23 protein-coding genes are annotated in these 24,066 nt (G+C 71.9%); 9 read left to right on the top strand and 14 right to left on the bottom strand.

The features are described 5' to 3' along the window. Positions 1-40 precede the first annotated feature (40 nt). From ACWEO5_RS24320 to ACWEO5_RS24310, 3 genes are all read left to right on the top strand, one after another. Positions 41-997, top strand: coding sequence for a lipoyl synthase (locus ACWEO5_RS24320; RefSeq protein ID WP_452164404.1), 957 nt, complete (start codon positions 41-43; stop codon positions 995-997). Between the two features lie 270 nt (positions 998-1,267). Further along, positions 1,268-1,420: a hypothetical protein gene (locus ACWEO5_RS24315; protein WP_344554509.1), complete on the top strand. Its 153-nt coding sequence runs from the start codon at positions 1,268-1,270 to the stop codon at positions 1,418-1,420. A 121-nt stretch (positions 1,421-1,541) separates the two neighbouring features. After that, the gene (locus tag ACWEO5_RS24310) at positions 1,542-2,228 is read left to right on the top strand and encodes a DUF4191 domain-containing protein (protein ID WP_452164403.1); all 687 of its coding nucleotides are present in this window, start codon (positions 1,542-1,544) and stop codon (positions 2,226-2,228) included. A gap of 128 nt (positions 2,229-2,356) precedes the next feature. Here the strand turns inward: ACWEO5_RS24310 and ACWEO5_RS24305 are convergent, their stop codons facing one another. After that, positions 2,357-2,824 carry an RDD family protein gene (locus ACWEO5_RS24305; RefSeq protein WP_452164402.1) on the bottom strand — a complete coding sequence of 156 codons (468 nt, stop codon included), beginning with the start codon at positions 2,822-2,824 and terminating at the stop codon, positions 2,357-2,359. Positions 2,825-3,146: 322 nt separating this feature from the next. On the opposite strand from ACWEO5_RS24305, the gene glnA reads away from it, so the two are divergent. Then, a complete protein-coding gene (gene glnA, locus ACWEO5_RS24300; protein WP_344554506.1) occupies positions 3,147-4,559 on the top strand; it encodes a type I glutamate--ammonia ligase in 1,413 nt (470 codons plus the stop codon). Between the two features lie 243 nt (positions 4,560-4,802). Here the strand turns inward: glnA and ACWEO5_RS24295 are convergent, their stop codons facing one another. Then, complete coding sequence (locus ACWEO5_RS24295) at positions 4,803-5,939, bottom strand: Fic family protein (protein ID WP_452164401.1); 1,137 nt, start codon at positions 5,937-5,939, stop codon at positions 4,803-4,805. A gap of 771 nt (positions 5,940-6,710) precedes the next feature. On the opposite strand from ACWEO5_RS24295, the gene ACWEO5_RS24290 reads away from it, so the two are divergent. The 5 genes from ACWEO5_RS24290 (at position 6,711) to ACWEO5_RS24270 (ending at position 11,788) form a co-directional block, all read left to right on the top strand. Beyond that, the gene (locus tag ACWEO5_RS24290; RefSeq protein WP_344554504.1) at positions 6,711-7,103 is read left to right on the top strand and encodes a Pycsar system effector family protein; all 393 of its coding nucleotides are present in this window, start codon (positions 6,711-6,713) and stop codon (positions 7,101-7,103) included. A gap of 71 nt (positions 7,104-7,174) precedes the next feature. Then, positions 7,175-7,813 carry a Crp/Fnr family transcriptional regulator gene (locus tag ACWEO5_RS24285; protein WP_452164400.1) on the top strand — a complete coding sequence of 213 codons (639 nt, stop codon included), beginning with the start codon at positions 7,175-7,177 and terminating at the stop codon, positions 7,811-7,813. A 126-nt stretch (positions 7,814-7,939) separates the two neighbouring features. After that, a complete protein-coding gene (locus tag ACWEO5_RS24280; protein WP_452164399.1) occupies positions 7,940-8,719 on the top strand; it encodes a hypothetical protein in 780 nt (259 codons plus the stop codon). Between the two features lie 67 nt (positions 8,720-8,786). Then, entirely contained in the window at positions 8,787-11,081 is a 2,295-nt protein-coding gene (locus ACWEO5_RS24275; protein ID WP_452164398.1) for a hypothetical protein, read from the top strand. After that, entirely contained in the window at positions 11,078-11,788 is a 711-nt protein-coding gene (locus ACWEO5_RS24270; RefSeq protein ID WP_452164397.1) for a hypothetical protein, read from the top strand. The genes ACWEO5_RS24275 and ACWEO5_RS24270 overlap by 4 nt, the downstream gene beginning before the upstream one ends. A gap of 470 nt (positions 11,789-12,258) precedes the next feature. Here the strand turns inward: ACWEO5_RS24270 and ACWEO5_RS24265 are convergent, their stop codons facing one another. The 12 genes from ACWEO5_RS24265 to ACWEO5_RS24210 all read right to left on the bottom strand — a co-directional run. Beyond that, entirely contained in the window at positions 12,259-12,780 is a 522-nt protein-coding gene (locus ACWEO5_RS24265; RefSeq protein WP_452164396.1) for a GNAT family N-acetyltransferase, read from the bottom strand. A gap of 5 nt (positions 12,781-12,785) precedes the next feature. Beyond that, a complete protein-coding gene (locus tag ACWEO5_RS24260; RefSeq protein ID WP_452164395.1) occupies positions 12,786-14,027 on the bottom strand; it encodes an MFS transporter in 1,242 nt (413 codons plus the stop codon). Between the two features lie 43 nt (positions 14,028-14,070). Beyond that, a complete protein-coding gene (locus ACWEO5_RS24255; RefSeq protein WP_452164394.1) occupies positions 14,071-14,898 on the bottom strand; it encodes a hypothetical protein in 828 nt (275 codons plus the stop codon). Continuing rightward, positions 14,895-16,028, bottom strand: coding sequence for an acyl-CoA dehydrogenase family protein (locus ACWEO5_RS24250; protein WP_452164393.1), 1,134 nt, complete (start codon positions 16,026-16,028; stop codon positions 14,895-14,897). Before ACWEO5_RS24250 ends, ACWEO5_RS24255 begins: the two co-directional genes overlap by 4 nt. Next, positions 16,025-16,273, bottom strand: coding sequence for an acyl carrier protein (locus ACWEO5_RS24245; protein WP_452164414.1), 249 nt, complete (start codon positions 16,271-16,273; stop codon positions 16,025-16,027). The genes ACWEO5_RS24250 and ACWEO5_RS24245 overlap by 4 nt, the downstream gene beginning before the upstream one ends. A 107-nt stretch (positions 16,274-16,380) precedes the next feature. Continuing rightward, the gene (locus tag ACWEO5_RS24240; RefSeq protein ID WP_452164392.1) at positions 16,381-17,688 is read right to left on the bottom strand and encodes a condensation domain-containing protein; all 1,308 of its coding nucleotides are present in this window, start codon (positions 17,686-17,688) and stop codon (positions 16,381-16,383) included. Then, positions 17,685-18,617 (bottom strand): hypothetical protein, encoded by a 933-nt coding sequence (locus ACWEO5_RS24235; RefSeq protein ID WP_452164391.1) that lies wholly within the window; start codon positions 18,615-18,617, stop codon positions 17,685-17,687. The genes ACWEO5_RS24240 and ACWEO5_RS24235 overlap by 4 nt, the downstream gene beginning before the upstream one ends. Before the next feature lie 93 nt (positions 18,618-18,710). Continuing rightward, complete coding sequence (locus ACWEO5_RS24230; RefSeq protein WP_452164390.1) at positions 18,711-19,391, bottom strand: class I SAM-dependent methyltransferase; 681 nt, start codon at positions 19,389-19,391, stop codon at positions 18,711-18,713. A 52-nt stretch (positions 19,392-19,443) separates the two neighbouring features. Continuing rightward, entirely contained in the window at positions 19,444-20,460 is a 1,017-nt protein-coding gene (locus ACWEO5_RS24225; protein WP_452164389.1) for a MupA/Atu3671 family FMN-dependent luciferase-like monooxygenase, read from the bottom strand. A 3-nt stretch (positions 20,461-20,463) separates the two neighbouring features. Next, positions 20,464-21,309 (bottom strand): class I SAM-dependent methyltransferase, encoded by an 846-nt coding sequence (locus tag ACWEO5_RS24220; RefSeq protein WP_452164388.1) that lies wholly within the window; start codon positions 21,307-21,309, stop codon positions 20,464-20,466. Positions 21,310-21,335: 26 nt separating this feature from the next. After that, positions 21,336-22,628 (bottom strand): condensation domain-containing protein, encoded by a 1,293-nt coding sequence (locus ACWEO5_RS24215; RefSeq protein WP_452164387.1) that lies wholly within the window; start codon positions 22,626-22,628, stop codon positions 21,336-21,338. Next, positions 22,625-24,066: non-ribosomal peptide synthetase (locus ACWEO5_RS24210; protein ID WP_452164386.1), on the bottom strand; the 1,442-nt coding region annotated here is incomplete at its 5' end. The genes ACWEO5_RS24210 and ACWEO5_RS24215, both read right to left, overlap by 4 nt.

The following is a 24,066-nucleotide window of genomic DNA, read 5'->3' as shown; positions in this document are numbered from 1 at the left end:
GTACCCTGAGGGGTACCCCGTCTAGTTCTAGGAGTCGCACGTGTCCGCTGTCGCACCCGACGGCAGGAAGCTCCTCCGGCTGGAGGTCCGCAACAGCGAGACCCCCATCGAGCGGAAGCCCGAGTGGATCAAGACCAGGGCGAAGATGGGGCCGGAGTACAACGCCCTGCAGTCCCTGGTGAAGAAGGAGGGGCTGCACACGGTCTGCCAGGAGGCCGGCTGTCCCAACATCTTCGAGTGCTGGGAGGACCGCGAGGCGACCTTCCTGATCGGCGGCGACCAGTGCACCCGCCGCTGCGACTTCTGCCAGATCGACACCGGCAAGCCCGCCGAGTTCGACCGGGACGAGCCGCGCCGGGTCGCCGAGTCCATCGTCACGATGGACCTGAACTACGCCACCATCACCGGCGTCGCCCGTGACGACCTGGCGGACGGCGGCTCCTGGCTGTACGCCGAGACCGTGCGCCAGGTGCACGCGATGACCGCCGCCCGCGCGGCCGGGCGCACCGGCGTCGAGCTCCTCATCCCGGACTTCAACGCCGTCCCCGAGCAGCTCGCCGAGGTCTTCTCCTCCCGTCCCGAGGTGCTCGCGCACAACGTCGAGACGGTGCCGCGGATCTTCAAGCGGATCCGGCCGGCCTTCCGCTACGAGCGCTCGCTCGACGTGATCACCCAGGCCCGGGCGGCCGGGCTGGTCACCAAGTCCAACCTGATCCTGGGCATGGGCGAGACCCGCGAGGAGGTCAGCGAGGCGCTGGCCGACCTGGTGGACGCCGGGTGCGAGCTGATCACCATCACCCAGTACCTGCGGCCCTCGCTGCGCCACCACCCGGTGGAGCGCTGGGTGAAGCCGCAGGAGTTCGTCGAGCTCCAGCAGGAGGCCGAGGAGCTGGGCTTCGCCGGGGTGATGTCCGGTCCGCTGGTGCGCTCCTCGTACCGGGCCGGCCGGCTGTACCGGCAGGCGCTCGAACACCGGGAGCGGGTCGCCGCGGTCTGAAACCGCGGCCGGTGCCGTCGTCGTCCTGCGGAGGGGCGGGCCCGCCCGGGCCCGCCCCTCCGGGCGTTGCGGGGACCTGGGCCGATCTTGGGGCCCCGGCCCCTGTCGGACGGCCCCGGGTGGGCCCGGCCGGTCTCGGGCGGGCCCGGCCGGCCTTGGGGCCGTTCGGACGAATCGCCGACGTTTCACGTGGCATTGACGGGCGGGTCACCGTACGGTAACGGGCGTCCGGGACGCTGGAGCGGTACCCGGGTCGAGGAGTGGGTGTTGATGCGTACCGGAATCCAGGCCGCGCTGCGGCGGGCCGAGCAGGTGCTGTTGATCCGCGGCGCGCGCCGCAACGCGTGGGCGGCGGTGTGCGAGAACCGGCGGCTGGCGGGCGAGCGCGAGCAGGCCGTGCGGGTGTTCGGACGGAGCGCCTGAGGCCCGGCGGGGAAGCGGATCGGCGACGCGGCGGCGGTGGGGCCCCGCCCGGGGGAAGCCGAGGATCACGAACCGGCACCGCCTTGGATGATCGCGTGTGCCGCCACGTACCATGAGCGGTATGGCGAGGCAAAAATCCGATACCCCTGGGCGGCTCGCACAGATCCGCCAGGCATATGTCATGACCAAGCAGGTCGACACCAAGATCGGCCTGATCATCGCCGGCGTCGGCCTGCTGACCTTCGGCGTGTTCCTCGCCATCGGCTTCGCACTGGACCACCCGATCTACCTGGGCATCCTCGGTTTCGTGGTGGCGGTGCTGGCGGTCGCGATCGTGTTCGGCCGGCGTGCCGAGCGGGCCGCGTTCGGGCAGATGGAGGGCCAGCCGGGCGCGGTCGCGGCGGTGCTGGGCAACATCCGGCGCGGCTGGAGCTCGAACCAGACCCCGGTCGCGGTCACCCGCAGCCAGGACGCGGTCTACCGGGCGGTCGGCCGGGCCGGCATCGCGCTGATCGGCGAGGGCAACCCGAACCGGGTGCGGCCGCTGCTGGCGGCCGAGAAGAAGAAGATGTCCCGGGTGGTGGGCGACATTCCGGTTCACGACATCGTGGTCGGCAACGGCGAGGGCGAGATTCCGCTCAAGAAGCTGCAGATCCACCTGATGCGCCTGCCCCGCGCGATCAGCGCCGCCCAGGTCACCGAGACCAACGACCGGCTGCGCGCGCTCGGCGACCTGCTCTCGAAGGCCCCGATCCCCAAGGGTCCGATGCCCAAGGGCACCCGGATGCCCAAGGGCGGCATGCGCTGAGGCGCGACTCCCCCGTTCCGACACCACGGCCCCGCCCGCGAGGTTCCTCCCTCGGCGAGCGGGGCCGTTCGACCTTCGGCGGCGGGCCGGGTCGGGTCTGGCGGGGTCGGATCCGGACTCCGGTGGGGTCAGATCCGGACCTCGACCGTGCCGACCGCCTTGTCGTGCAGGCCGCGGGTGTCGCGGTCCCAGACGGCGGCCGGGACCACCAGGCACAGCAGCAGGGTGCGCAGCAGCACCTGCGGGATGGTGGCCCGGCGGCCGTCGAGCCGGACCACCCGCAGGCCGAACAGGCGCTTGCCGACGGTGGTGCCGGTGGTGGCCAGGAGCAGCACCGTCACCGCGTAGAACAGCGGAGTGGCCCAAAGGTTGGCGGAGCTCTGCTCGCCCCTGGCCAGCAGGCCGTACGCGACCAGGCTGACCAGCCAGCCGTCGACGAACAGCGCGCCGATCCGGCGGCCGGGGCCGGCCATCGAGCCGGGACCGGTCTGCGGGAGGCCGAGGCGCTCGCCGCGGTAGCCGAATTCGGCGCCCATCTTCTCGGCGGCCGCCTTCGGGCCGTCGATCCACGATCCGAGTGCTTCTCTGGTGTCCACGAATCCACCCTAACCGGGCTTACGGTCCGCCCGGCCGGTGGCCCCCGGGGGCGGCACGCCGCGGGGGTCTCCCTCCGGAGTGAACCCGGTTCGTCCGACTGCCGCAAATGGTCTAGACCAATGAGTGGTCAGCGCCACTGCGGGGCAGGGATTTTGCCCGGAACCGTCCCACTTTGCCAGCCACCCGAATGGCCCGGTTAACATGTGGGAAACAAGCGAGTCACGAGTCGGAAACGGGCCGTTCCTATCGTGAGCCCCCTGCACCGGGGCTCCCGTCGCCCCTGACGGAGACTCAGACCGTGCACGCCGAGGAGGAGTACGGATGTTCACCAACGCCGACGAGGTGAAGCAGTACATTGCGGACAACGACATCAAGTTCGTCGACGTCCGGTTCTGCGACCTGCCGGGCGTGCTGCAGCACTTCTCGATCCCGGCGGCGACCTTCGACCCGTCCGAGACCCTGATGTTCGACGGCTCCTCGATCCGCGGCTTCCAGGCCATCCACGAGTCCGACATGGCCCTGGTGCCCGACCTCGCCACCGCCCGACTGGACCCGTTCCGGGCCGAGAAGCACCTCAACATCAACTTCTTCATCCAGGACCCGATCACCGGCGAGGCGTACAGCCGCGACCCGCGCAACGTCGCCCGCAAGGCCGAGGCGTACCTGGCCTCCTCCGGCATCGCCGAGACCGCCTACTTCGGGCCCGAGGCCGAGTTCTACGTCTTCGACTCGGTGCGCTTCGAGACCTCCGCCAACGCCTCCTACTACCACATCGACTCGGTGGCCGGCGCCTGGAACAGCGGCTCCGCCGAGGGCGACGCGCGCGGCTACAAGGTCAAGTACAAGGGCGGCTACTTCCCCGTCCCGCCGGTCGACCACTTCGCCGACCTGCGCGCCGAGATGTCCCTCGAACTCGCCAAGGCCGGCCTGGAGGTCGAGCGCCAGCACCACGAGGTCGGCACCGCCGGACAGGCCGAGATCAACTACAAGTTCAACACCCTGCTGCACGCCGCCGACGACCTGATGCTGTTCAAGTACATCATCAAGAACGTCGCCTGGCGGGCGGGCAAGACCGCCACCTTCATGCCCAAGCCGATCTTCGGCGACAACGGCTCCGGCATGCACGTCCACCAGTCGCTGTGGACCGGCGGCTCCCCGCTCTTCTACGACGAGCAGGGCTACGCGGGCCTGTCCGACACCGCCCGCTACTACATCGGCGGCATCCTCAAGCACGCCCCCTCGCTGCTGGCCTTCACCAACCCCTCGGTGAACTCCTACCACCGCCTGGTCCCCGGCTTCGAGGCCCCCGTCAACCTGGTCTACTCGCAGCGCAACCGCTCCGCCGCGATCCGGATCCCGATCACCGGCTCCAACGCCAAGGCCAAGCGCATCGAGTTCCGCGCCCCCGACCCGGCCTCCAACCCCTACCTGGCCTTCTCCGCCATGCTGATGGCCGGCCTCGACGGCATCAAGAACAAGATCGAGCCGCTGGAGCCCGTCGACAAGGACCTCTACGAGCTCGCCCCCGACGAGCACGCCGCCGTCCCCCAGGTCCCCGCCTCCCTCGGCGCCGTCCTCGACGCCCTGGAGGCCGACCACGAGTACCTCCTCGCGGGCGGCGTCTTCACCACCGACCTGATCGAGACCTGGATCGACTACAAGCGAACCCACGAGATCGCCCCGATCGCCCTGCGGCCGCACCCGCACGAGTTCGAGATGTACTACGACCTGTAGGACCCCCTCCGACCTGCGCACATGCAGATCGGGCCGTTCACGTCGGTGCAGGCCAGCGAGTCGCTGGCCTGCACCGACGCCGTTGCGGTGGAAGTCCCCGCAGCTTCAGCTCGTAGTGATGTGCACCAGCGGTGCACCCAGATCGAACTCAGCGCCCGAGCACCGGAGACTCCGGCACTGCACCGCCCGCCGTCCTGCGACCACACGGGCCCGGGCGCCGCCCTTCACCTACCAGCGGGAGTCTCAGCCGACGAACGGGTCGACGAGGCGCATTGGAGTGCGTGCCACGCCTAGTACCCGCTCCGGGAAACGCGGTCCGGCCGTGTAGTACCTGGCCCGAGTTCGGCCGACAGGCTCCAGCACCTGAGCAGTGACCAGCTCACGCAGGTCCCGTTGTGCCTGCTGCACACTCAGTCCCTCCGCGTGTTCGTATCGCGAGCGTCGCACCCGGCCGGCCATGGCCACGTCGTGCAGGGCCGTCACCACCCGCTCGTCCATGCCGGCCGTCTCGACAAAGTCCGCAAGCAGGCCCCAGACCTGCCCAGACCTGTCCAGGCGGCCCTGCACGGTCTGCGCCTGCTGGTGGTAGGCGGTCAAGTTGAAGCGAACCCACCCGGAGACATTCTGGTCGGGCAGGAATTCGGAGCCTCGGCGTCCGAGTTCCCGGTAGTACTCCCAGGTGTTGCCCGGGCGCCCCAGCCATGCCTCGATCGACGAGAACTCCGGGGCGAGGACGCCCTCCCGAGCGATCATGAGGGTCTGCAGCGAGCGCGACATCCGCCCGTTCCCGTCGGCCCAAGGATGGATGGACACCAGCTGCAGATGCGCCATCGCGGCCCGCACGAGTGGATGCGTGTCATCGCCGTCATTCAGCCAATCCACCAACTCCCCCATCAGCGAAGGAACTTCCTCCGCATCAGGTGCGGTGTAGGCGGCGATACTCGGATCGCGGGCATCGGTCACGTACACCGGTCCACGGCGCCACTGGCCGGCTGGCTTCCGCACAGTGTGGCGGTGGCCCTGCAGCATCCAATGCAGCGCGTTGAGCAGCTCCTTGCTGTAGGAGAAGTCGTCGACGTCGTGCAACGTCTGGATGTACGTCATCATCCGCTGGTAAGCGAGCGTCTCCTCGCGATTCTCTTCTGACACCTCCACATCGCGCTCGCCCTCCAACAGGTCCTCGACATCGACGGTGGACACCCTGAAGCCCTCGATGGAGTTCGAAGCCGCCACGGCATCGGCCGTCAGGAATTTGCGCAGGCCCTCGGTCCACTTGACCGGGGCCGTGCGAACCTGGTGCCGCAGCGCGAGCCGCATGCTCTCGATCTCGTCAAGTACCCGCTCGTCATCGACAGCGAGGGGAGGCGTAGGAAAGAGCATGCATCGACGATAGAATGACGCAATCATTACGTCAAGCTCCGCGTGGACACCGTTCGGGGGCGTGCCTGATGCGCAGCGACCGGTGCCGCCGGCCATGAGCACCGAGAAGACGAGACCCAACAGTCTCGACCCGTTGCGCAGTGCTCCCCTACCCGGCCTCGTCCTGCACCCGGCCTGCATCAGAGCCCACGGGATCCGAATTCGAACTGATCGACTTCCGAAACGGTACAGGCAGGCCGCGGCACCGGAACAGCAGTCGCAGGCGATCCATCCCGCACGCCCTGGATGCGAAGCGGTCGACGGGGTGGCATGCAATCCGAGCAGGCCAAGAATGTCCCGATAGCGCCCATGTCTGGCGATCTATCGACGAACGATCCGGTCAATTCCCTTGCAGGCCCGTGAATCTCGGCGGACCGCCACCGGATTCCGGTGAACCCTTCTACGCTTCTCCTGGCGCGCCGGGTTCGATCCGATGTTCTGGAACTGGGTACCCACCACACCGGTGTGTCGAGGGCCACCTTCGAACAGTCAAGATCTGGGCGATGCGAGGGGGTGCGCCGGGAAACGATGAGATCACATTGAATGCCGTCGTTTCGCTGGGGAGGCGTGATGGTCAGGCGGGCAGAGAGTCGGTCTTCGATCCCGAACTCGGTGGCACCGGCCCCCGCACGGAGCGAACCGGGGTCGATCTCCCGGCGCCTGGATCTTCTAGCGGCCGAGGCGGGGGCGGAGGTCCAGCGCGCCGATGCGAAGGCGGGTTCGGTCTGCTCGATGGCAAGCATCGCAGGCGCCTTGGAAGTGGCGGTCCTCGCGGCGGCCTCTGGGGTTCCCGTGTGGGCAGCCGTCCCGGCGATGCTCGGGGGCAGCGCGATGGTGATCTCCCTGCTGTTCGCCGCGGCCGCGCTCAACCCTTCGCTCCCCCCGTCCGTCGCACCGGACCGGCTCTCATTCCTCGATGTGGCCACCATGACGGAGCACCAGCTGCTGACCACCGTGCACCACCTTTCGGTGGCCGACCTCGATATCGCCGACAGCCGGAAGGCGGTAGAGCTGGCCGCGCTCGCCATTCGGAAGTACCGACTGCTGCGAGTTTCGATAACGGTGCTTCAGTTCGGCCTGGTCCTGGTCGCGTCATCCGTGCTCATTGCTCTCTTCAATCTCTGACGCCTTCCGGTCGAACACTGCTCGAAATAGACATTCTTGTGCATGGAGGAGATGTGTATCAGACTCATCGAATGCTGTTCGGGGAGCGACTCTGGGAAAAACTGTGCGCGCTCGCACCTCCCCGCCACCAGAAGACCAGAAGCGTCCTGCTGATACAGGACGCCCCCGGAACCCACGTCCTGGCACTCGCCTCCGGATCAGTGGCCGTGACCAGACGTGACGAGACCGGCCGACGGACCATGCTGGCGGTCCGGGGAGCCGGCGACCTGCTCGGTGAACTCGCCGTACTCACAGAGGGATCGCGCAGTGCGACAGTGATCGCCGTGGAACCGTGCACCATCCATATCGTCCCGGCTCCCGAGTTCCACGCGTTCATCGCCGAGCACCAGCTACTCCAGGTCCTCATGCGGCACACGGTGGGACAGGTACAGCAAAGCGACCAGATCCGCCAGGAGTTGGCGACCGCTTCCGTTCCGATCCGCCTTGTGGCGGCGTTGCTGCGACTGGCAGAGTCAACAGCCCATCCGGTTCGGGGCCTCGTGCGCATCAGGCTGTCGCAGGACGAGATCGCTCAACTGATCGGCTGCTCACGCAACTCCGTCGTGGAGGCACTGCGGCCGCTTCGCGTGCGAGGACTCGTCCAAGCGCACGCCAGGGAACTGGTGGTCGCCGACCTCGCGGGCCTGCGGGCCTGGCGCCCGACCGCCTGAGATACGGCTCACCCGACTGCTGCCCAGAAGTGGGCAGCGCTGCCCGTGTCGTCGCCGCATCATCGGTGCACCGCTGAACGGGCCCATCGTGGCCTCCTCCCATTCTGTTGTGAAAGGGCGCCAGCCATGCACCGGACCACCGCTCCCGGAGACCCTCGCGACATCCCTGACTACCGGGCACTCTTCGTGCTCGACATGAAGGGTTACAGCGTCGTCGATTCATGGCGCATGGCGAACCACTGGGAGGACCTTGAGAGCATGCTCACCACCGCGTTCGCCCAGAGCGGTCTCGAATTCGAGTGGCGCTACCCGCTGTACCGAGACTCCACGGGCGACGGTCTCATCCTGGCTCTTCCGCTGGCGCGGGCGCGCCTTCTGGTCGATCCCCTGGCGGAAAACCTGCACAGGCTCCTGGCCGGTCACGACCGGGAGCGGCTGGCCTCCGTCGCGCCGATCCGCGTACGGATGAGTGTGCACGTGGGGCCGCTGCCGGACAGTCACCGGGGGGATCCGATCAACGATCTGTGCCGTTTCGTGAACAGCGACGCGGCTCGCGACGCAGTGGAGGTCGCCGAGGAACGCGGGGCGTTCGTCGCGTTGGTCCTGTCCCACGAGGCGTTCCAGGTCATCGTTCGGGCCGGCCGGACCGAGCGCCTCCGGGCCGAGGACTTCCGGTTCACCCGGGCGGTGGTGGAGAAGAAGTTCGCCGAGCCCGCGTGGGTGCACGTGCCGACGGTGAACGCGGAGCTGCTGAAGGCGACCGATCCGTGGCCGGAGCTTGGAGCGGCACCGACCGAGGGGCCGCTCCCGACTCCTCACCCGTCGGCTCGGCCCGCGGTCGGTCAGCGGATCTTCAACGGCGTCAAGGGCTACGTCGAGCAAGCCGGCGACATCACCATCAACTAGCCACGCCCGGGTTCCGGTGGGGTGCCGGACCCGGTACCAGCGAATCGCCCCCGAGGAGGACGAGACCGTGGACAATGTCATGAGCACGTCGGCAAGCCCGCGTGAGGGCGCCGCGAGCACGGCTGACCAGGCGGAAACGGCCGACGGCGTACCCGGCCGGGAACAACCGGGACTGGACTTCCCTGAGACCAGGCCCGGGGAGCCAGGGGAGCCAGGGGAGCCAAAGGAGACTCCGCTCGCCCCCGGCTCCGCTGCGGAGACGGAGGGCCCCGCGCCGGCCGCAACGACGCCCGCCGATCACGAGGGCCCTGCCCCCGCGCAGGCGGGCAGCAGTTCCGTCTATGTCGAAACTGCTCGCGACGTGCTCTACAAACCGACGTTCAACCCGACGACGACGGTCGACAAGCCCATGGAAGAGACTCTGATCGACCCTGACAGAGCCATGCTCGACGAGGTCTACGTCGAGCCGCCGACATGGGCGGCGGCGGCCGAGCGGGTCCAGAGGGCGCTGAGCTCGGAGTATCCGCTCGCGGTCGTGGTGGTCCGGCCGGAGATCGGGGCGACGACGTTCGGTAAGCGCCAGCTGGCAGTGGCGGCGGGCGACGGCCGGAGCATCGTCCTCCTGGACGGCGACTGGCAGCGGCTCATGGTGTCCCAGCTCCCGCGCAAGCCTGGGAGAGGGCAGCTCCTGGAACTACGGGACGGCGACACCGACCAGTTGCGCGAGAGTCTACTGGCCGAACTTCCACGGTATGCGGCTGAGCTCCGGGAACTGAACTCCTTCCTCCTCATCACGGTGACGGAGGAGCTCTGGTCGGCGCGCAAGGCCGAGGTCCCCGCAGAGATCGCGGTCTTCGAGCTCAAGGACTCGCCGCCCGCATGGCCGGTGGTCCGGAACCACATCAGGTCCCGCCGCGGAGAAGCCCTGGCCGCGGATCTTGAGAGGCGCGATATCGCCCGGGACATCAAGGAGTGGAGCGCGGTCCGTTCGAGCCGCTTTGTCCGCGACTTCCTCAAGATCACGGCCGAGTTCGATCCGTTGGTACCCGGGCAGGAGGTCGACGATCCGAAGTTCCGATCAGACCTCGTGGAGTACGCCGACGTGCTCAAACGGCTGGTTCGCGGTTGGTCCGAGGAACTGGACCAACGGCTGGCGGAGGCATCGGCACCCGCCAGAACGATCGACGGCGTCGGGCAGGTGTCCGCTCTGACGCTTGAGGAGCGTTGCTACTCCCTCGTGCTCGCTGTCCGGGGCTCGGTCAAGGTCGAGGAGGCGATCGAGGAGGGGCACCGGCTGGTCGACCTGCTCTCCGGAGGCACCGCGGGTGGGGAGGCAGCCACGAAGGAGAAGCGCTCCGACCTCAGGGGATCGTTCGCCGGCCGAGGCTTGCAGACCCGTCTGAAGGCGATCGGGGCCGAGGTCGACGAATCCGGTGTGGCCTCGTTCCGCGCCGCGGCGTACGGGAACGAGCTGCTGATCCGAGTGTGGCGCGAATACCCGGATGTGCGACGCCGGGTGCTGGAGTGGATCATGTCCGACTCTCCGGAGCAGCGAGCCGAACCGGATGGCGCCCCGATCCGTGCCATCAAGAGCGTGCTGTTGGCCACCCGGGACACCCAGGGCCTCGCGGTGCTGCGGGATCTCGCCACGACACCTCGGCGCCGGGCGTTCGCTGCCAGAGTCCTCATCGGTGCAGCCGAGGACGGCACCCTTGGCCGTCCCACCCGCGCGTTGCTCTATGACACTGCCGCACGCAAGTCAGAAGAGGGCCAGCGATTGGTCGTCCAGGTGTGCTGCGAGTTGCTGGACGAGCAGCGCGACGCGGCCATGACCCGCATCAGGCGGGTGGCCGACAGCGGCAGCCCGACGGTCTGGGGTGACGTCCTGGATGCCTTCGGGGTGGCGCTCGGCCAGGAGAACAGCCTGCCGTGGTTCGTCGATACGCTCCGGTCCGTGCACCGGCGTTCGGGCGCGACCACGGCGGTGCGGCTCGGGGTCCTGGCACTCCTGCGGGCGGATGCGCGCACGCTCGCCGTGGTACCGGAGTCGAATGCGGCAGAGGTGGTCAGAGCTGCTCTGGACGGCGTGTTCGATGCCCCGGACGATTATCCCGACCTGTTTCCCACCCTCGCGGCGTGGCTGGAGCGGAGCCCGTCAGGGAAGCCGTACGAGCTGGCACTCGCGATGGTCTGGGAAGCCGTGGTGAACCACGGCCGGCTCGCCGACTTCAAGCGTCTGGCCACCGTTCTCGCGGGGGTCGTCCGTGCGGACGGCTGTAGGCCGGAGCAGGACATCATGACGATGGTGAAGGACGACCCCGAACTGCTGTCCGTGGTGGAGCTGAACAAGGCGGGCGAGTGAAGCGCCTCTTCGGCCGCCGTCGGACGCGCGGGAGGTTCACGTGCGTGGTGGAGCGGCGGCCTCTGCGCAGCCGGACGCCGGAGCTCTTCTTCAGGGCCACGTTCTCGGCCGAATGGGGGCCTGGCACGGAGGATCACCGGAACATCGAGTCGCTCGTGGCCCGAGACCTGCTGGAACGCGCGACACCGTTGTCCGAGCTCTGGTCCGTCGACGAGGTGCGACCCGCGCATGACTGGCTCAACGCCGAGCTCGGGCGGGGGTACGACAGCTCTGACGGGTATTACCGGGGACTCACCTCCAAGGTCCAGCTCTTCCTTGACGCCGATACCCGGGAAGCCGCCCTCCAACGGCGACAAGACCGGGCGAGGGTCCAGCGGCTGATGTACCTGAGGGACGCCCTGTACAGCGATCCAGAGCTCCTCTTGCTCGACTACCTCGAACGGCACCCTGACGAGCTCGGGACCGTGGACATCAGACCGTTCCAGCAATTGGCAAGGAGCGTACGGACCGGGAACGAGTGGTGGTACCCGGCGCTCGACGCCCTGGCGAGGTTGAGCTCGGCTTCCGACCCGGTCTGTGGCGACGCCACGGCGATGAAGGCGCTCCTGAAGGCGTTCAAGGAGGCCGCCCCGGAGTTGATCGACGTCTACGGCCTGAACCACGAGACGGGACGGCTCATCGACCAAGTGGAAGCGAGGCACCCGTGACGACGTCCCTGAAGCGTTGGCTCCTTGCACCGTGCACGAGTTGGAAGGCGCTCAGGCTCTGCCGGGCCCGCAACGGACAATTGGACTTCGATGCCGCCTGGCGCAGCGTCCGCGTCCGTTCACACCCCGATGAGATCGGCTATCAGCGTCACGGCCACCTGATCGGTGAGACCAGGGGGCACGGTGGTCACGGTGAACGTTCAGCGCTCCCCGACCGCGGCGGGCCCCAGCGATCGACAGGTCGACCCGGGTGAGGACCGGTGTGGCTCGCCCTCGCCCAGGAAGAACTGCCTGCTCGCCCGGGCGAGTTCGCCCTCGCTGATGAACCCGTCACCGTTCAGGTCGCACAGACTGGCGATCGCCTTCGCGGCCCGCCGGACGGCCCCGCGGGCTCGGCGGCACCGCGGCAGGTCGGGGAGGTTGCGCGGTCCAACTGCGGTCGCGGGGACGAGACGTGCGGCCGGCGCCGCTCATCGGGGCGGATCGGGCCGGGGCGGGGGGCGGAGGGTCAGCGTGGTCACCGACCAGGGGTCGGGCGGGGGCGGCGGGTCGGCCGCGGGGGTGGTCGGCGGGGTGAAGCCGAGGCGTGCGTAGAGGGCGAGGGCTGCGGTGTTGCGGGTGTAGACGCCGAGTTCCACCTCGGTCAGGCCCAGGCCGTCGAACGCCTCGGCCAGCACGCTCCGCAGCATCGCCGCGCCGCGGCCGCCGTGCCGTTCGCGGGGGGCGACGAGGACCCGTCCGAGGCGTCCGCGTCGGCCGTCCGGGGTGACGAGGAGGGAGCAGTGGCCGACGAGGCGCTCGGGGTCGCCTTCCACGGCGCTCCAGGTGCGGCGGGACCCGGTCTCCGACTCGGCCCGGTAGCGGGCGAGTTGGGGCGGGTCCAGCGGCCAGCGGAAGGCGTCGCCCGCCCAGAGCCGGAGCGCCCCGGGGCCGTCGAGCCACGAGGGCAGTACCGCGGCGTCGGCGGCGGTGAAGGGCCTGATCCGGAGCACGCCGCTCACCCCGCCACGGGGGTTTCGATCCGGCGCAGGTCGCGCACCGGCCGCGCGGACAGCAGGACGAGGCAGCCGGCCACGCCGATCCAGGCGGAGGCCGCCAGCAGGTTCGCGTTGCCGGTGAGCTCCCCGACGGGACCGGCGAGGGCCCGGCCGATCGGGATGCTGAGCACCGAGCCGGCCACGTCGTAGGCGTACACCCGGTTGACGACGCCGGCGGGTACGTGGGTCGCCACGGTCGAGGCCCACATGACGCTCCAGAACGCCCAGCCGGTGCCGGCGACCGCGGAGGCGGCCGCCACCACCGCCAGCGGCCATCCGGCGGCGGTGGCCAGCGGGGGCAGGGCCCACGGAAGCATGGCCAGGAGTCCCGCGGCCAGCGGCCGTGCGGGGCGGAGCCGCAGGGCGACGAGTCCTCCGGCCACCATGCCCGTGCCGAGTGCGGCCTCGACCACCGCGTACCCCCGGGAGCCGTGCTCCCCCACGATCACCGTGGCGAGCAGCGGCAGTTGGGGGCCGAAGACGAGCAGGCCGTTGACGGCCCAGACCAGGATGACCATCCACAGCCAGCGGCGGGAGCGGAATTCCCGCCAGCCGGTGACCAGGCTCCGCCAGGTCGATTCGGCCGCCTTCCGGGCCGGGGGCGCCGCGCTGACCCGCAACGCCGTCAGGCAGAGGGCGCTGACGCCGAAGGTGGCGCCGTTGATCGCGAACGAGGCACCGGCGCCGGACAGCGCCACGCAGAGGGCCGACAGCACCGGCCCGGCCATCCGGGCCAGCGACTCCCCCGTCCTGAGCACGGCGCCGGCCCGCTGCACGTCGGCCGCGACCTGCGACATGATGCCCATCACGCCGGGCTGGAACAGCGCTGCCGCCGCGCCGCTGACCGCCTGCCCGACCAGCAGGTGCCACAACGGCACGTCACCGCCGAACAGTTCCACGGCGAGGGCCGCCTGCACCACCAGTCGGACGTTGTCGGCGTGGATCATGACGCGCCGCGGCGAGTAGCGGTCCGCCAGCACTCCGCCGAACAGCACCAGCAGCGCGAACGGCGCCATCCACGCGGCCAGCGCGTACCCCACCCCGCTGGCCCCGTAGCCGAGGTCGAGCATCACGACGGTCAGGGCCACCGGGAGCATCGCGTCGCCCAGGGCCGAGACGGTGCGGGCGGTCAGGAAGAGGGTCAAGTCCCGTGACCAGAGCGGCTGTTGTCGTGGTGTCTCGATCTCGCGAAGGGTCGTCATGGGGATTGCCTCTCGGCGCGGTCACGGTGGCGCGGGCACGGATTCACAGGACGAGCAGCGATCGTACGTCCTGCGGCCACCGCCCGGTGTCGAATCCGTACCGCTGCCGCAGCGCGAGGACCAGGCGGTCGAGCCCGAAGGCGAGGCAGGCGCTGTGCGCGGGCTGCCCGTCGCCGTCCGACAGGCCGAACGCCTCGCCGAAGTGCTCCTTGTGGTAGTTGGCCGAGGACACCGCCTGCTCGATCCCGTCCGAAGTGGGCACCACCAGTTCCCACTTGAGCTGCTGGGCGTGCTGGAGGTTGGCCGCCAGCCTCCCGGCCCGGCCGAAGAACGGGTCGTTGGCGGCCTCGGTGCGGGGCGGCAGCCCGAGGCGGTGCAGCAGTTCCCCGGCGCGGGTCAGCGCCGCGTCGCGCCACCGCTCGACCTCCTCGGGGCGGCCGACGGTGACGAACTCGTACATCCGGAAGGACCGCAGTCGGCCGGACTCGGTGGTCAGCTCGCCGCGGTAGCACTGGGCCTCCACGCTCAGCGTGCCCCCGGCCGGCCCGCCCTCCGCGGCCAGCAGCGGGTAGAGGTGGTGGCAGGCGGCCGGGGTCAGCACCAGGTCGGTGGGGGCGGGTTCGCCGTCGTGCCCGCCGTGGACGGCGCCGAGCAGTTGGGGGAAGGAGGTGTGGTAGCCGGCGAGTTCGACCGTCCGGCGGGCGATCACCGGGGGCGCGGTGTAGTGCTCGCGGCTCGGCCCGCCCAGGAGGCCGCCCAGTGCGGTCCGCAGGCCGTCGAGGACGCGCGCGTCCGCCCGGGTGGTCAGCGGGACCCCGGGCGCCGCGGTGCTCGGCCGTCCGTCGTTCGGGGTGGCCTGGGCCGTGTTCATCGTGCTCCTCCGGACAGCATCATCATCTGGGAGTTGGCGGCCAGCAGCCGACCGTTGCCGATCATCAGGGGGGCGGAGAAGAGGTCCCGCAGGATCCTGGCCACGGAGTGGGGCCCGTCCTCGCTGAAGCCCGCCATCCCGCACACGGCCAGCGCCAGCCGGGCGATGTCGAGGGCGGTCTCGGAGACTCCGACCTTGAGGGCGTTCAGCTCCACGGCGAGCCCCATCGTGGGCTGCCCGCCGTGTTCGAGCACCGGTTCGGCCGATCTGGTCGCGGCGTCCAACTGGGCCCGGATGCCGGCCAACCGGGCGTGGGCGACGGCCAGTTCGGGGCGGTCGGCGAGCGGACCGCCCCGGCTGCGCCGCCGGGTGGCGCGGACGGCCCGGTCGACCGCCTCGGCGGCGAGGCCGACCCAGACGCCCGACCAGAGGAGGTGGGACAGCGGGACCATGGTGCGGGCGGCGACGTCGCCGAACGGCACCGGGAGCACCTGCGCCGCGTCGAACTCCGCGCGCAGGTCGAACGACGGGCTGCAGGTACCGCGCATCCCCAGCGTGTTCCACTGGCCGGTCTGCCGCAGGTCGCTCTGTTCGCGGGAGACGAAGACGGCGACCTGGTCGCCCGGTGCGGCGTCGGCGGACCGGCGGGCGGTCACCAGGAACGCGTCCGCGTGCGCGCCGTAGGAGACGGTGGGGCCCTGCTTGTCCAGGGTGCACCGCCCCTCGCCGGTGCCGATCCCGGTACGGCTGGACCTCAGGTCGCCGCCGACGCCGTTCTCACTGGTGACCGAGGCGACCAGCCACTGTTCGGCGATCGCCCGGGCCAGCAGCGGCGCGTCCGGATGGTGCCGGGCCAGGCAGGCCATCTGGACCTGGTGCATGGACCACACCATCGCCGCGGATCCGCACGCCGCCGCCAGCCGGCCCGCGATGCGGACCAGTTCGGGCAGCGGGAGGCCGAGTCCGCCGAGGCGGGTCGGCACCGCCGCGTTGAGGAGCCCCCCGGCCCGCAGGGCGGCGGTCGCCTCCGCGGGGAAGCGCGCCTGCCCGTCGACCGACGAGGAGGCGGCGGCCGCGGCGGCCGCGGCGCGTTCCACGGACTCCGGCGTCCCGCCGTTCCGGCCGGTCATGACGCGCCGGTCCCGGGGCGCTCGCCGAGCAGGTCGGAGAGCACCTTCGTGAGGGCCGCGATGCTGGAGAAGGTTTCGCGGGTGAGGGTCGCATCGGGGAACTCGACGTCGAACCGGTCCTCCAGACGCACCATCACCTGCACGCTCGTCAGTGAGTCCATGCCCGCGCTCCACAGGTCGGCGTCGGCGGGCAGCACGGCTGCCGCGTCGGCCAGTTTGGGCATCTCGCGGAGGACGAGCCTGATCTGGTCCTGGGTGTCGATGGTTCTCTCCCTGTGTCGTCGTACGTGGGGGCGGGGCGCGCGCCGCCGGGCGGACGGGGCGGGGCCGGGCAGCGCCCGACGGGCGGGGCCTAGTCGAGGGCGCGGCGCGCCAGTTCGCCCACCCGGTGGTCGCCGGGCTCCGCGGCGGTGGCGAGCAGGGCCAGCACGTCCGCGCCGAGGCGTTCGGCGGCGGCCCGCCCCGGAGCCGGGCCGCCGAAGTAGGCGCGGACGGTCGTCCGGTTCGGTGAGAGGCCGAACCGCAGCGTGGTGACGGTCAGGTCGTGGGCGGGGGTGAACTCGCCGTGCTCGGACTCGGTGCGGCTGTCCCGGGGCGCCGTGCCCGGCGCGTCCGGCTCCATCCAGACGTGCAGTTGGAGGTAGTCCACCGGGCCGGCGAGCAGGGTCCGGCCGAAGGCGGGCACCTGGTGGGCCAGGTCGGGCACGGCGAGGGCGGAGTTGCGGTAGCTCCGCCAGTAGCCCGCCAGCAGCGACCGGACGGTCGCGGCGAGCGTCCCGTCCGGATCGACCCGGCCGACGACCGGGCGGTCGTGCGCGAAGCAGCCGACCGCCGCGGCGTCCGCGTCCTGCCGGGTCGAGACGGGGGTGAAGAAGGCGAAGTCCCGTTGCCCCGTCCGGTGCCAGACCGCCACCGCCGTCAGCGCGGCCATCACCGAGAACGGCGTGGCGCCGTGCCGGTCGCTCAGTCCGGCCAGCCTGTCGTGGTGCGTCGGGCCGGCGATGACGGTGTCGACCTGGCCCCGGGTGGGCGCGGGGCCGGCCGGCGGGCGCGGGGCGAGGCCGGTCAGTGGTCCGACGCCCGAGAGGAGCCGGTTCCAGTAGCCGGCTTCCCGCTCCGGGTCGGCGGCGCGGCTGCGGGCGCGGCACAGCTCGCCGAAGGGGGCGGGGGCGGGGTCCGGGTTCCCGCCGTCGAGCAGGCGTTCGAGGTCGGCCGCGACGACGCCGGCGGCGGTGCTGTCGCAGACGAAGTGGTCCAGGGACACCAGCAGGTACTGCTCGGTCCGGTCCGCCGAGCGGATCAGTTCGTAGTGGGCCCGCCCCGACCGGTGCCGGACCTGTTCGGCGTTGAGGAGTTCGCGCCTGCGGCGGGCGAGCTGCGCGGCGGCGCTCTCGCCGGGCTCCGCGGTCGGCAGCGCGACCCGCGCCGGCACCGGGTCCACGCGCTGGAGCAGCGGGGCGTACCCGGCCAGGCCGCTGCGCAGCGCGTCGTGCCGGTCCTGCAGGCGTTCCACCGCCCGCCGCACGTCCGGCAGTCCGGTCCCCGGCGGCACCCGCACGGTGACGCTCATGTTGTGGAAGATCCCGGGCCCGAACAGCCCTTCGAGGAAGAGCATGCTGCGCTGCTCGGGCGCGAGCGGGAAGTAGGGCGAGTCGGTCATGCGCAGTACTCCAGTGCGACGGCGGACCAGGACCGGGAGCTGGTGGCGAGGACGAGCAGCCGCTCGCCCGGGAGGACCGCGCCCTCGCGTTCCAGCGCGTCGAGGGCGAGCAGCGGGTCGGCCGCGAAGCAGTGCCCGGTGTCGGCGGCCAGCGGGGCGTAGGCGTCGTCCGGGTCGAGGCCCGCGGCCATGCTCAGGAAGCTGCGGGTGCTGGAGCCGTAGTTGCCGGTGATCAGACGGCCGAACTCCGTTGCCGGATCGGGCAGCCGGCTCCGCAGCCGGGTGACGGCGGCCTCGACCCCGGCCATGACCGTCCGGGCGGAGGCCATCGCGGGCACGTCCTGCGGCCAGTCCGCCCGCAGGTGGCAGGAGATCCCCAGCACCCGGTACGAGGGCCCCTGCGGCGCGGTGGTGACGAGGCAGGAGGCGGCGCCGTCGCTCAGCACCGTCTGGCCGTTCGGCTGGTACCGGTCGTGGTGGTCCAGCCGGTCGGCCACCGTGACCAGTGCCGAGGACTCGTCCGGTTCCGTCCGCAGCCGGTTGCGGGCGACCTCCAGGGCGTTGGCCAGGTTGCCGCACCCGTTGCCGTTGACCGCCAGCGCCGGGGTGGCCGGGGTGCCGACCAACAGCAGGAAGTCCCACAGGTCGGTGGTGACGGATTCCCCGGCGAAGGACTCGCTGGAGTAGACGACGGAGTCGGGGCGGACCCCGGCGGCGGCGAGCGTCCTCGTCGCGCAGGCGGCGGCCAGCTCGGGTGCCGTCGGCCCGGCGACGCGGCAGTGCGCCAGGCCCTCGGCCCGCAGCGCCGTGAGCTGCTGGGCGATCTGCGCGCTGCGCAGGTCCTCCAGGGGCGTCCGGGTGCCGAGTTCGGCGGCGATGGACGAGATGTGGACCGGACGCGGTGCGCCGCTCCGGTGGTCGGCGGTCATGGTGCTCCCCTCGGCGTGTCCTGCCGGACGCCCGCGGGGGCCGGGGCGCCCGGCCTCCGCGGTCCCCCTCCCGCACGGGCGGGAGGGGGCGGTTCAGGCCCGGACGGCCTTGACCACGAAGTTGCTGTGGGTGTGCGGCTCGGGCCGGAACTCGCCGTGCGGCGGGTCGTCCCAGGTGTCGGTGCGGAATTCGAGGATCTTCCAGCCGGAGAGCAGCTCCCGCAGCTCGTCCTCCCGGTAGAAGTGGAAGACGGTGCCCCGGTAGCGGTAGGTCGTGCCGAAGAGCAGTTCGCCCCGGCCGCACTCGCTGTCGTCGGTGTTGAAGACGTTCACCATGAACTGGCCGCCGGGCCGCAGCACCCGGGCGATCTCGGCGAGCGCGGCCGCCGGGTCGGTGAAGTGGCTGAAGACGTCGAAGCAGGTGACGGCGTCGACGGCGCCGTCCGGGAAGGGCAGGTCGACGGCGTCGGCGGTGACGGCGAGGCCGGGCAGCTCGTGCCGGCGCAGGCGCTCGGCGGCGCGGCCGGCGCCGGTGCGGGAGGCGTCCACCCCGGTGACGTGGAGGCCGGCCCGCGCCAGCGGCGGCAGGTTGCGGCCGTCGCCGCAGCCGAGGTCGACGACGGTGCGGGTGCCGTGCTCCCGGAGGAAGGAGACCGCCTCGGCGGAGAGCGGGATCGGCTCGTCCTGCCACAGGGTGCCGGTCTGTTCGGCGTACGCCCGCTCCCAGCCGGCGTTGGCCTCGGCTGCGTCGAGGACGTGGGGGGTGTCGGTCACGGGGTTTCCTGTCTGTGGGATGGGTGCTGGTCCGGTTGCGGTGCGGGGTGCTTCACGCGGCGGGCAGTTCCCGCCCGAGGGCGGCGAGCCGGCCGACGGACGCCAGGACGTCCTCGTGCGGCACCCCGAAGTCGATGAGGCAGGCCACCTCGTCCACGCCGAGGTCGGCGAGCTGCTCCAGGACGGCGCGGCAGTGCGCGGCGTCCCCGATCAGGGAGGCGCGCTCCAGGTAGCGCCGGTGGCTGATGTCGAGCAGTTCCTCGTCGAACAGCTGGTCCTCCTCCGGCACGCCGTGGGCGAGCTGTTCCAGCTGCAGCGCGGAGCGCAGGTAGCCGAGCAGCGGCTCGGAGGCGGTTCGCCGGGCCCGGTCGGTGTCCTCGTCGAGGTAGGTGTGGAGCATGACGCTGACCCGGCCGGGGTGCTCGCCGCGGTACTCCTCCCGGTAGGCGGCGACGGCCGCGCCGAGGGAGGAGAGGTCCTGGTCCACCAGGTGGGTGAGGAGGTTGGCGCCGCCCGCCGCAGCCTGCCGCACGGATTCCCGGGAGCCGGAGGAGGTGACCCAGAGCGGCAGTTCGGGCCGGTGGGGGCGCGGCATGACGGACAGTTCGACCGTGCGGCCGTCGCCCGTCCTGCGCCGCACCGACTCGCCGCGCCACAGCGCCCGCAGCTCCTCGGTGTGCTGCCGGCCGACCTCCCGGCGGTGCTCGAAGCGGTCCGGTCCGAGGGCGAAGTCGACGGGGCTCCAGCCGGTGGCGACCGACACCCCGACCCTGCCGCGGCTGAGCGCGTCGACGACGGCCCACTCCTCGGCGATCCGCAGCGGGTCGTGCAGCGGGGTCACCACGCTGCCGGCCCGGATCCCGATCCGCCGGGTGCTCACCGCGACGGCGGCGCCCAGGACGGCGGGGTTGGGGAAGAGCCCGCCGAAGCGGTGGAAGTGCCGTTCGGGCAGCCAGACGCTGGACAGTCCCTCCGCGTCGGCCGTGCGGGCGATCTCCAGGACCTGGTCGTAGGCCAGGGCGCTGTCGTCGCCGGCGACGCTGGAGAAGAACATGATCCCGAGGTCCACGCCTCACGCCCCCGCGGCCGGCTTGCGCACCAGCACCCGGATGTACTCGGGGCGCACCAGGGTGTCCGTGGTCCCCTCGTCGAAGGCCGCGGTCATGGCGCGCAGGTCGGCGTACAGCTCGTGCCAGCGCTCGGCCGGGGTGATGGACTGCCGGGCCAGCAGCCAGGGGCCGAAGTTGGCGGAGAAGAACCGCATCAGGGCGTCCACGTCGGGGAACCGGTAGTCGGCCCGTCGCCGCTCGATCTCCACCGCCCCGCCCAGCGGCTCGAAGAGGCCGCGGACGTACTCCTCGTCGCCCCAGTCCATCGACGGCATCACGTGCGCCGGGGCGGGCGGGAAGTAGCGGGCGGTGATCTCGGTGAACCGGCCGGTCCACCCCTCGGAGGTCCAGTTGCAGAGTCCGACCGTGCCGCCGGGCCGGCACACCCGGAGGAGTTCGGCGGCGACCAGGTCGTGCCGGGGCGCGAACTGGCTCCCGAAGGTGGAGAAGACGCGGTCGAAGGAGTCGTCGGGGAACGGCAGCGCCTCGGCGTCGCCCTCCGTCCACGCCACCGTGACGCCCGCCTCCGCGGCGCGCCGCCGCGCCACCTCGAAGTGTTCGGGCGTCAGGTCCAGGCCGGTGACGTCCGCGCCGGTCCGGGCCGCTTCGACGGCCACGTTGCCGGTGCCGGTCGCGACGTCGAGGACCCGCTGCCCGGCCTCGACCTCGGCGTCGTGCACCAGGGCCAGCGCGTCCTTCAGGACCAGGGCGGCCACCGCCTCGTAGTCGCCCGAGCCCCACATGAAGCGGTTGAGCTCCTTGAGGATCGACAGGTCCTCGACCTCGGTGTCCGAAGGGTGGTCCGACATGGGGGGTGCCTCCTGCGAGTTCGTGTTCACGGTGCCGCCCGCCCGTCGGCCCCGGGGGCCGCCAGCTCGGACAGCAGGGTGCTGAAGCCGTCGGTGATCGCGACGAGGTCCGCCTCGGTGAGGACCGCGGGGTCGGCCTGCGCGTCGAAGACCAGGCGGTCGCCCTCCTCCTGGGCGACCAGGCTCAGCTGGTAGCCGACGACGGGCTCCGCGAGGACGACGCGGGCCGGGGAGCCGTGCTCCGCGAAGAGCGGTTCGCGCGGCGGCCGGAGGTTGAGCAGCACGGCCGCCGCCCCGTCCGCCGGCCGGGCGGCCGCGAACAGCGGGGCGGGGACGAGCTGCCGGTCGAGCAGGTCGGGGAGCTCCGCGCTGTTGGCCGCGAACAGCTCCGCCGGGGTGCTGCCGGGTTCGATGACCGCGCGCAGCGGCAGCACGTTCACGAAGTACCCGACCGTCCCGGCGAGTTCGGGCTCCACCCGGCCGGAGAACGGCACCCGGACGGTGAAGCGCCGCCGGCCGCTGTGCCGGTGCAGGGTCCACTGCAGCGCGGTGAGGGCGGCGACGAACAGGGTGCCCCGGTTGCGGGCGGCGCCGCGGCGCAGGGCTGCCACGTCGTCGACCGGGAACCGGCGGGTCAGCGGCGCCCCGCTGCCCCCGCCGTCCGCCGCGCGGCCGGGCACGGCGAGGCGGACGCCGTCGGGGACACCCTCCAGGTACTCCTCCCAGGAGCGCAGTTCGTCCCGGTGGCCGCCCTCGGCCAGCCACCGGTGCTCCCACCGCGCGTGGTCGGCGTACGGCGCCGGCGGCGCCCCGGCCTCCCCGGGGCCGCCGCCGAGTTCCGCGCGGTAGGCGCGGGAGACGTCGGCGGCCAGCAGGTCGATCGAGGTGCCGTCGGCGACGAGGTGGTGCGCCACCAGGTGGAGCACGTGGTCGTCCCGGTCCAGCGGGTACACCCGGGCGCGCACCAGCGGGCCCTCGACCAGGTCGAACGGCAGGGCGGCGTAGCGCGCCAGCTCGGCGTCGAGCGCGGCCGGTTCCGGCGGGCCGGCCGGGTGGCCGGCGTCCCGCTCCAAGGCCGGGGCGGGGCGGTCGCCCGGCACCCGCAGCGCCGGTTCGGCGCCCTCGACCACCGCGCCGCGCAGCAGCGGGTGCCGGGCGACGGCCGCGGCGAACGCCCGGTCCAGGGCTTCGAGGTCCAGCGGTCCGGTGATCCGCAGCGCCAGCGGGTTGTTGTAGCTGCTGCGTCCGAGCCGGCCGGCCTCCGCGTCGAGCACGCCCCGCTGCGCGACGGTCAGCGGGAACTCGATCGCCGCGGTCACGCCCCGGCCCTTGCGCCCCGCTCGGCGGTGAAGGCGTCGAGCGCGGTGACGAAGTCGGCGAGCACCGGCCGGTCGAAGATCATGCGCAGCGGCACCTTGACGCCCAGTTCGCGGCGCAGCGCGGCGATGGCGCTGGTGGCCTTCAGCGAGTGGCCGCCCAGGGTCTGGAAGAAGTCGTCGTCGGGGCCGGCCTGTTCGACCTCCAGGACGCGCTTCCAGACGGCCTCCACCACGGCCGCGCAGGACGCGGTGGGCGGCGGTGCGGCCGGTGCGGGAGCGTCCAGCAGCTCCGGCAGCCTGACCCGGTCGACCTTCCCGGAGGCGGTGCGCGGGATCCGCGCCACCTGGACGATCCGGCTGGGGCGCGCGGCGGCCGGCAGCTGCTGCGCGAGGGCCCGGGCGGCCGCGGCGGTGTCGACGCCGGCCGGCCCCTCGACGAAGGCCACGAGCTCCCGCGCGTCGAGCGGGTCGCCCACCGCGAGCGCGGCGGCACCGGTGACGTCGGGCAGGGCCGAGAGGAGCGCTTCCACTTCTTCGGGCATGACTTTGTACCCCCTGATCTTGATCTGCGTGTCGGTTCTGCCGAGGACCTCCAGTCCTCGGTCCGTCCACCGCCCGGTGTCCCCGGTGCGGAAGAGCCGTTCCCGGCCGGGCGGGGGGCCGGGGACGAATCGTGCTGCGGTGTCCCCGTCCGGGCCGGTGTACCCCCGAGCCAGGCACACCCCGCCGAGGTGGATCTCGCCGGTCTCCCCGGCGGGCACCGGGTGCCCGCCGGGGCCGAGCAGGTGGATCCGGCATCCGGGGATCGGATGCCCCACCGGCACGGTGCCGCCGTGCCCCGGGGAGTCGTCGGTGACCTCGAAGCAGCTCACGTTCGAGGCGGTCTCGGTGAGGCCGTACATGTTGAGCAGCCGGGTGCGCGGGAAGCGCCTGCGCCACCGGCCGGCCAGGTCGGCGGAGAGCCCCTGGGCGCTGGAGGCGGCGAGCCGCAGGGCGGCCCCGCCGCCGGCGGGCGGCGCGGAGGCCAGCAGCAGCTCCAGGACCGGCGGCGAGGCCAGCAGGTGGCTGACCCGGTGCTCCTCGACGGCCTCCCACAGCTCGTCCGGGTCGAGCAGCGTGTCGCGGTCCAGGAAGCACAGCGCCGCACCGCCCAGCAGCCCGGTGAGGATCTCCACCGGCGAGCCCACCAGGGACACGTCCTTGTGCACCGCGACGACGTCGCCGGGGAGCAGCGGGTAGGTCTCCAGGAACCAGTCCAGCCGGTTGGCGACCGCCGCGTAGGTGGTGGTCACGCATTTGGGCCGGCCCAGCGAGCCCGAGGTGAAGACCGCCTGGAAGGCGTCCTGCGGGTCCGGTCCGGGGTGGGTTCCGGGCCGCCCCGCCCGGCCGGCCCGGCCGGGCGGGGCCGCGGGGTCGAGGGCCAGGGCGGTGCGGCCGG

Source organism: Kitasatospora sp. NPDC004272, from assembly GCF_053603035.1.
The sequence above is the reverse complement of the archived record's forward strand: the minus strand, read 5'-3'. Positions and strand labels throughout refer to the sequence as shown.

Coding starts and splice junctions, on each gene's coding strand:
- ACWEO5_RS24315 (WP_344554509.1), top strand. CDS start 1,268: ATGCGTACCGGAATCCAGGCCGCGCTGCGGCGGGCCGAGCAGGTGCTG.
- ACWEO5_RS24310 (WP_452164403.1), top strand. CDS start 1,542: ATGGCGAGGCAAAAATCCGATACCCCTGGGCGGCTCGCACAGATCCGC.
- glnA (WP_344554506.1), top strand. CDS start 3,147: ATGTTCACCAACGCCGACGAGGTGAAGCAGTACATTGCGGACAACGAC.
- ACWEO5_RS24295 (WP_452164401.1), bottom strand. CDS start 5,939: ATGCTCTTTCCTACGCCTCCCCTCGCTGTCGATGACGAGCGGGTACTT.
- ACWEO5_RS24290 (WP_344554504.1), top strand. CDS start 6,711: ATGGCAAGCATCGCAGGCGCCTTGGAAGTGGCGGTCCTCGCGGCGGCC.
- ACWEO5_RS24285 (WP_452164400.1), top strand. CDS start 7,175: ATGCTGTTCGGGGAGCGACTCTGGGAAAAACTGTGCGCGCTCGCACCT.
- ACWEO5_RS24280 (WP_452164399.1), top strand. CDS start 7,940: ATGCACCGGACCACCGCTCCCGGAGACCCTCGCGACATCCCTGACTAC.
- ACWEO5_RS24260 (WP_452164395.1), bottom strand. CDS start 14,027: ATGACGACCCTTCGCGAGATCGAGACACCACGACAACAGCCGCTCTGG.
- ACWEO5_RS24255 (WP_452164394.1), bottom strand. CDS start 14,898: ATGAACACGGCCCAGGCCACCCCGAACGACGGACGGCCGAGCACCGCG.
- ACWEO5_RS24250 (WP_452164393.1), bottom strand. CDS start 16,028: ATGACCGGCCGGAACGGCGGGACGCCGGAGTCCGTGGAACGCGCCGCG.
- ACWEO5_RS24240 (WP_452164392.1), bottom strand. CDS start 17,688: ATGACCGACTCGCCCTACTTCCCGCTCGCGCCCGAGCAGCGCAGCATG.
- ACWEO5_RS24235 (WP_452164391.1), bottom strand. CDS start 18,617: ATGACCGCCGACCACCGGAGCGGCGCACCGCGTCCGGTCCACATCTCG.
- ACWEO5_RS24220 (WP_452164388.1), bottom strand. CDS start 21,309: ATGTCGGACCACCCTTCGGACACCGAGGTCGAGGACCTGTCGATCCTC.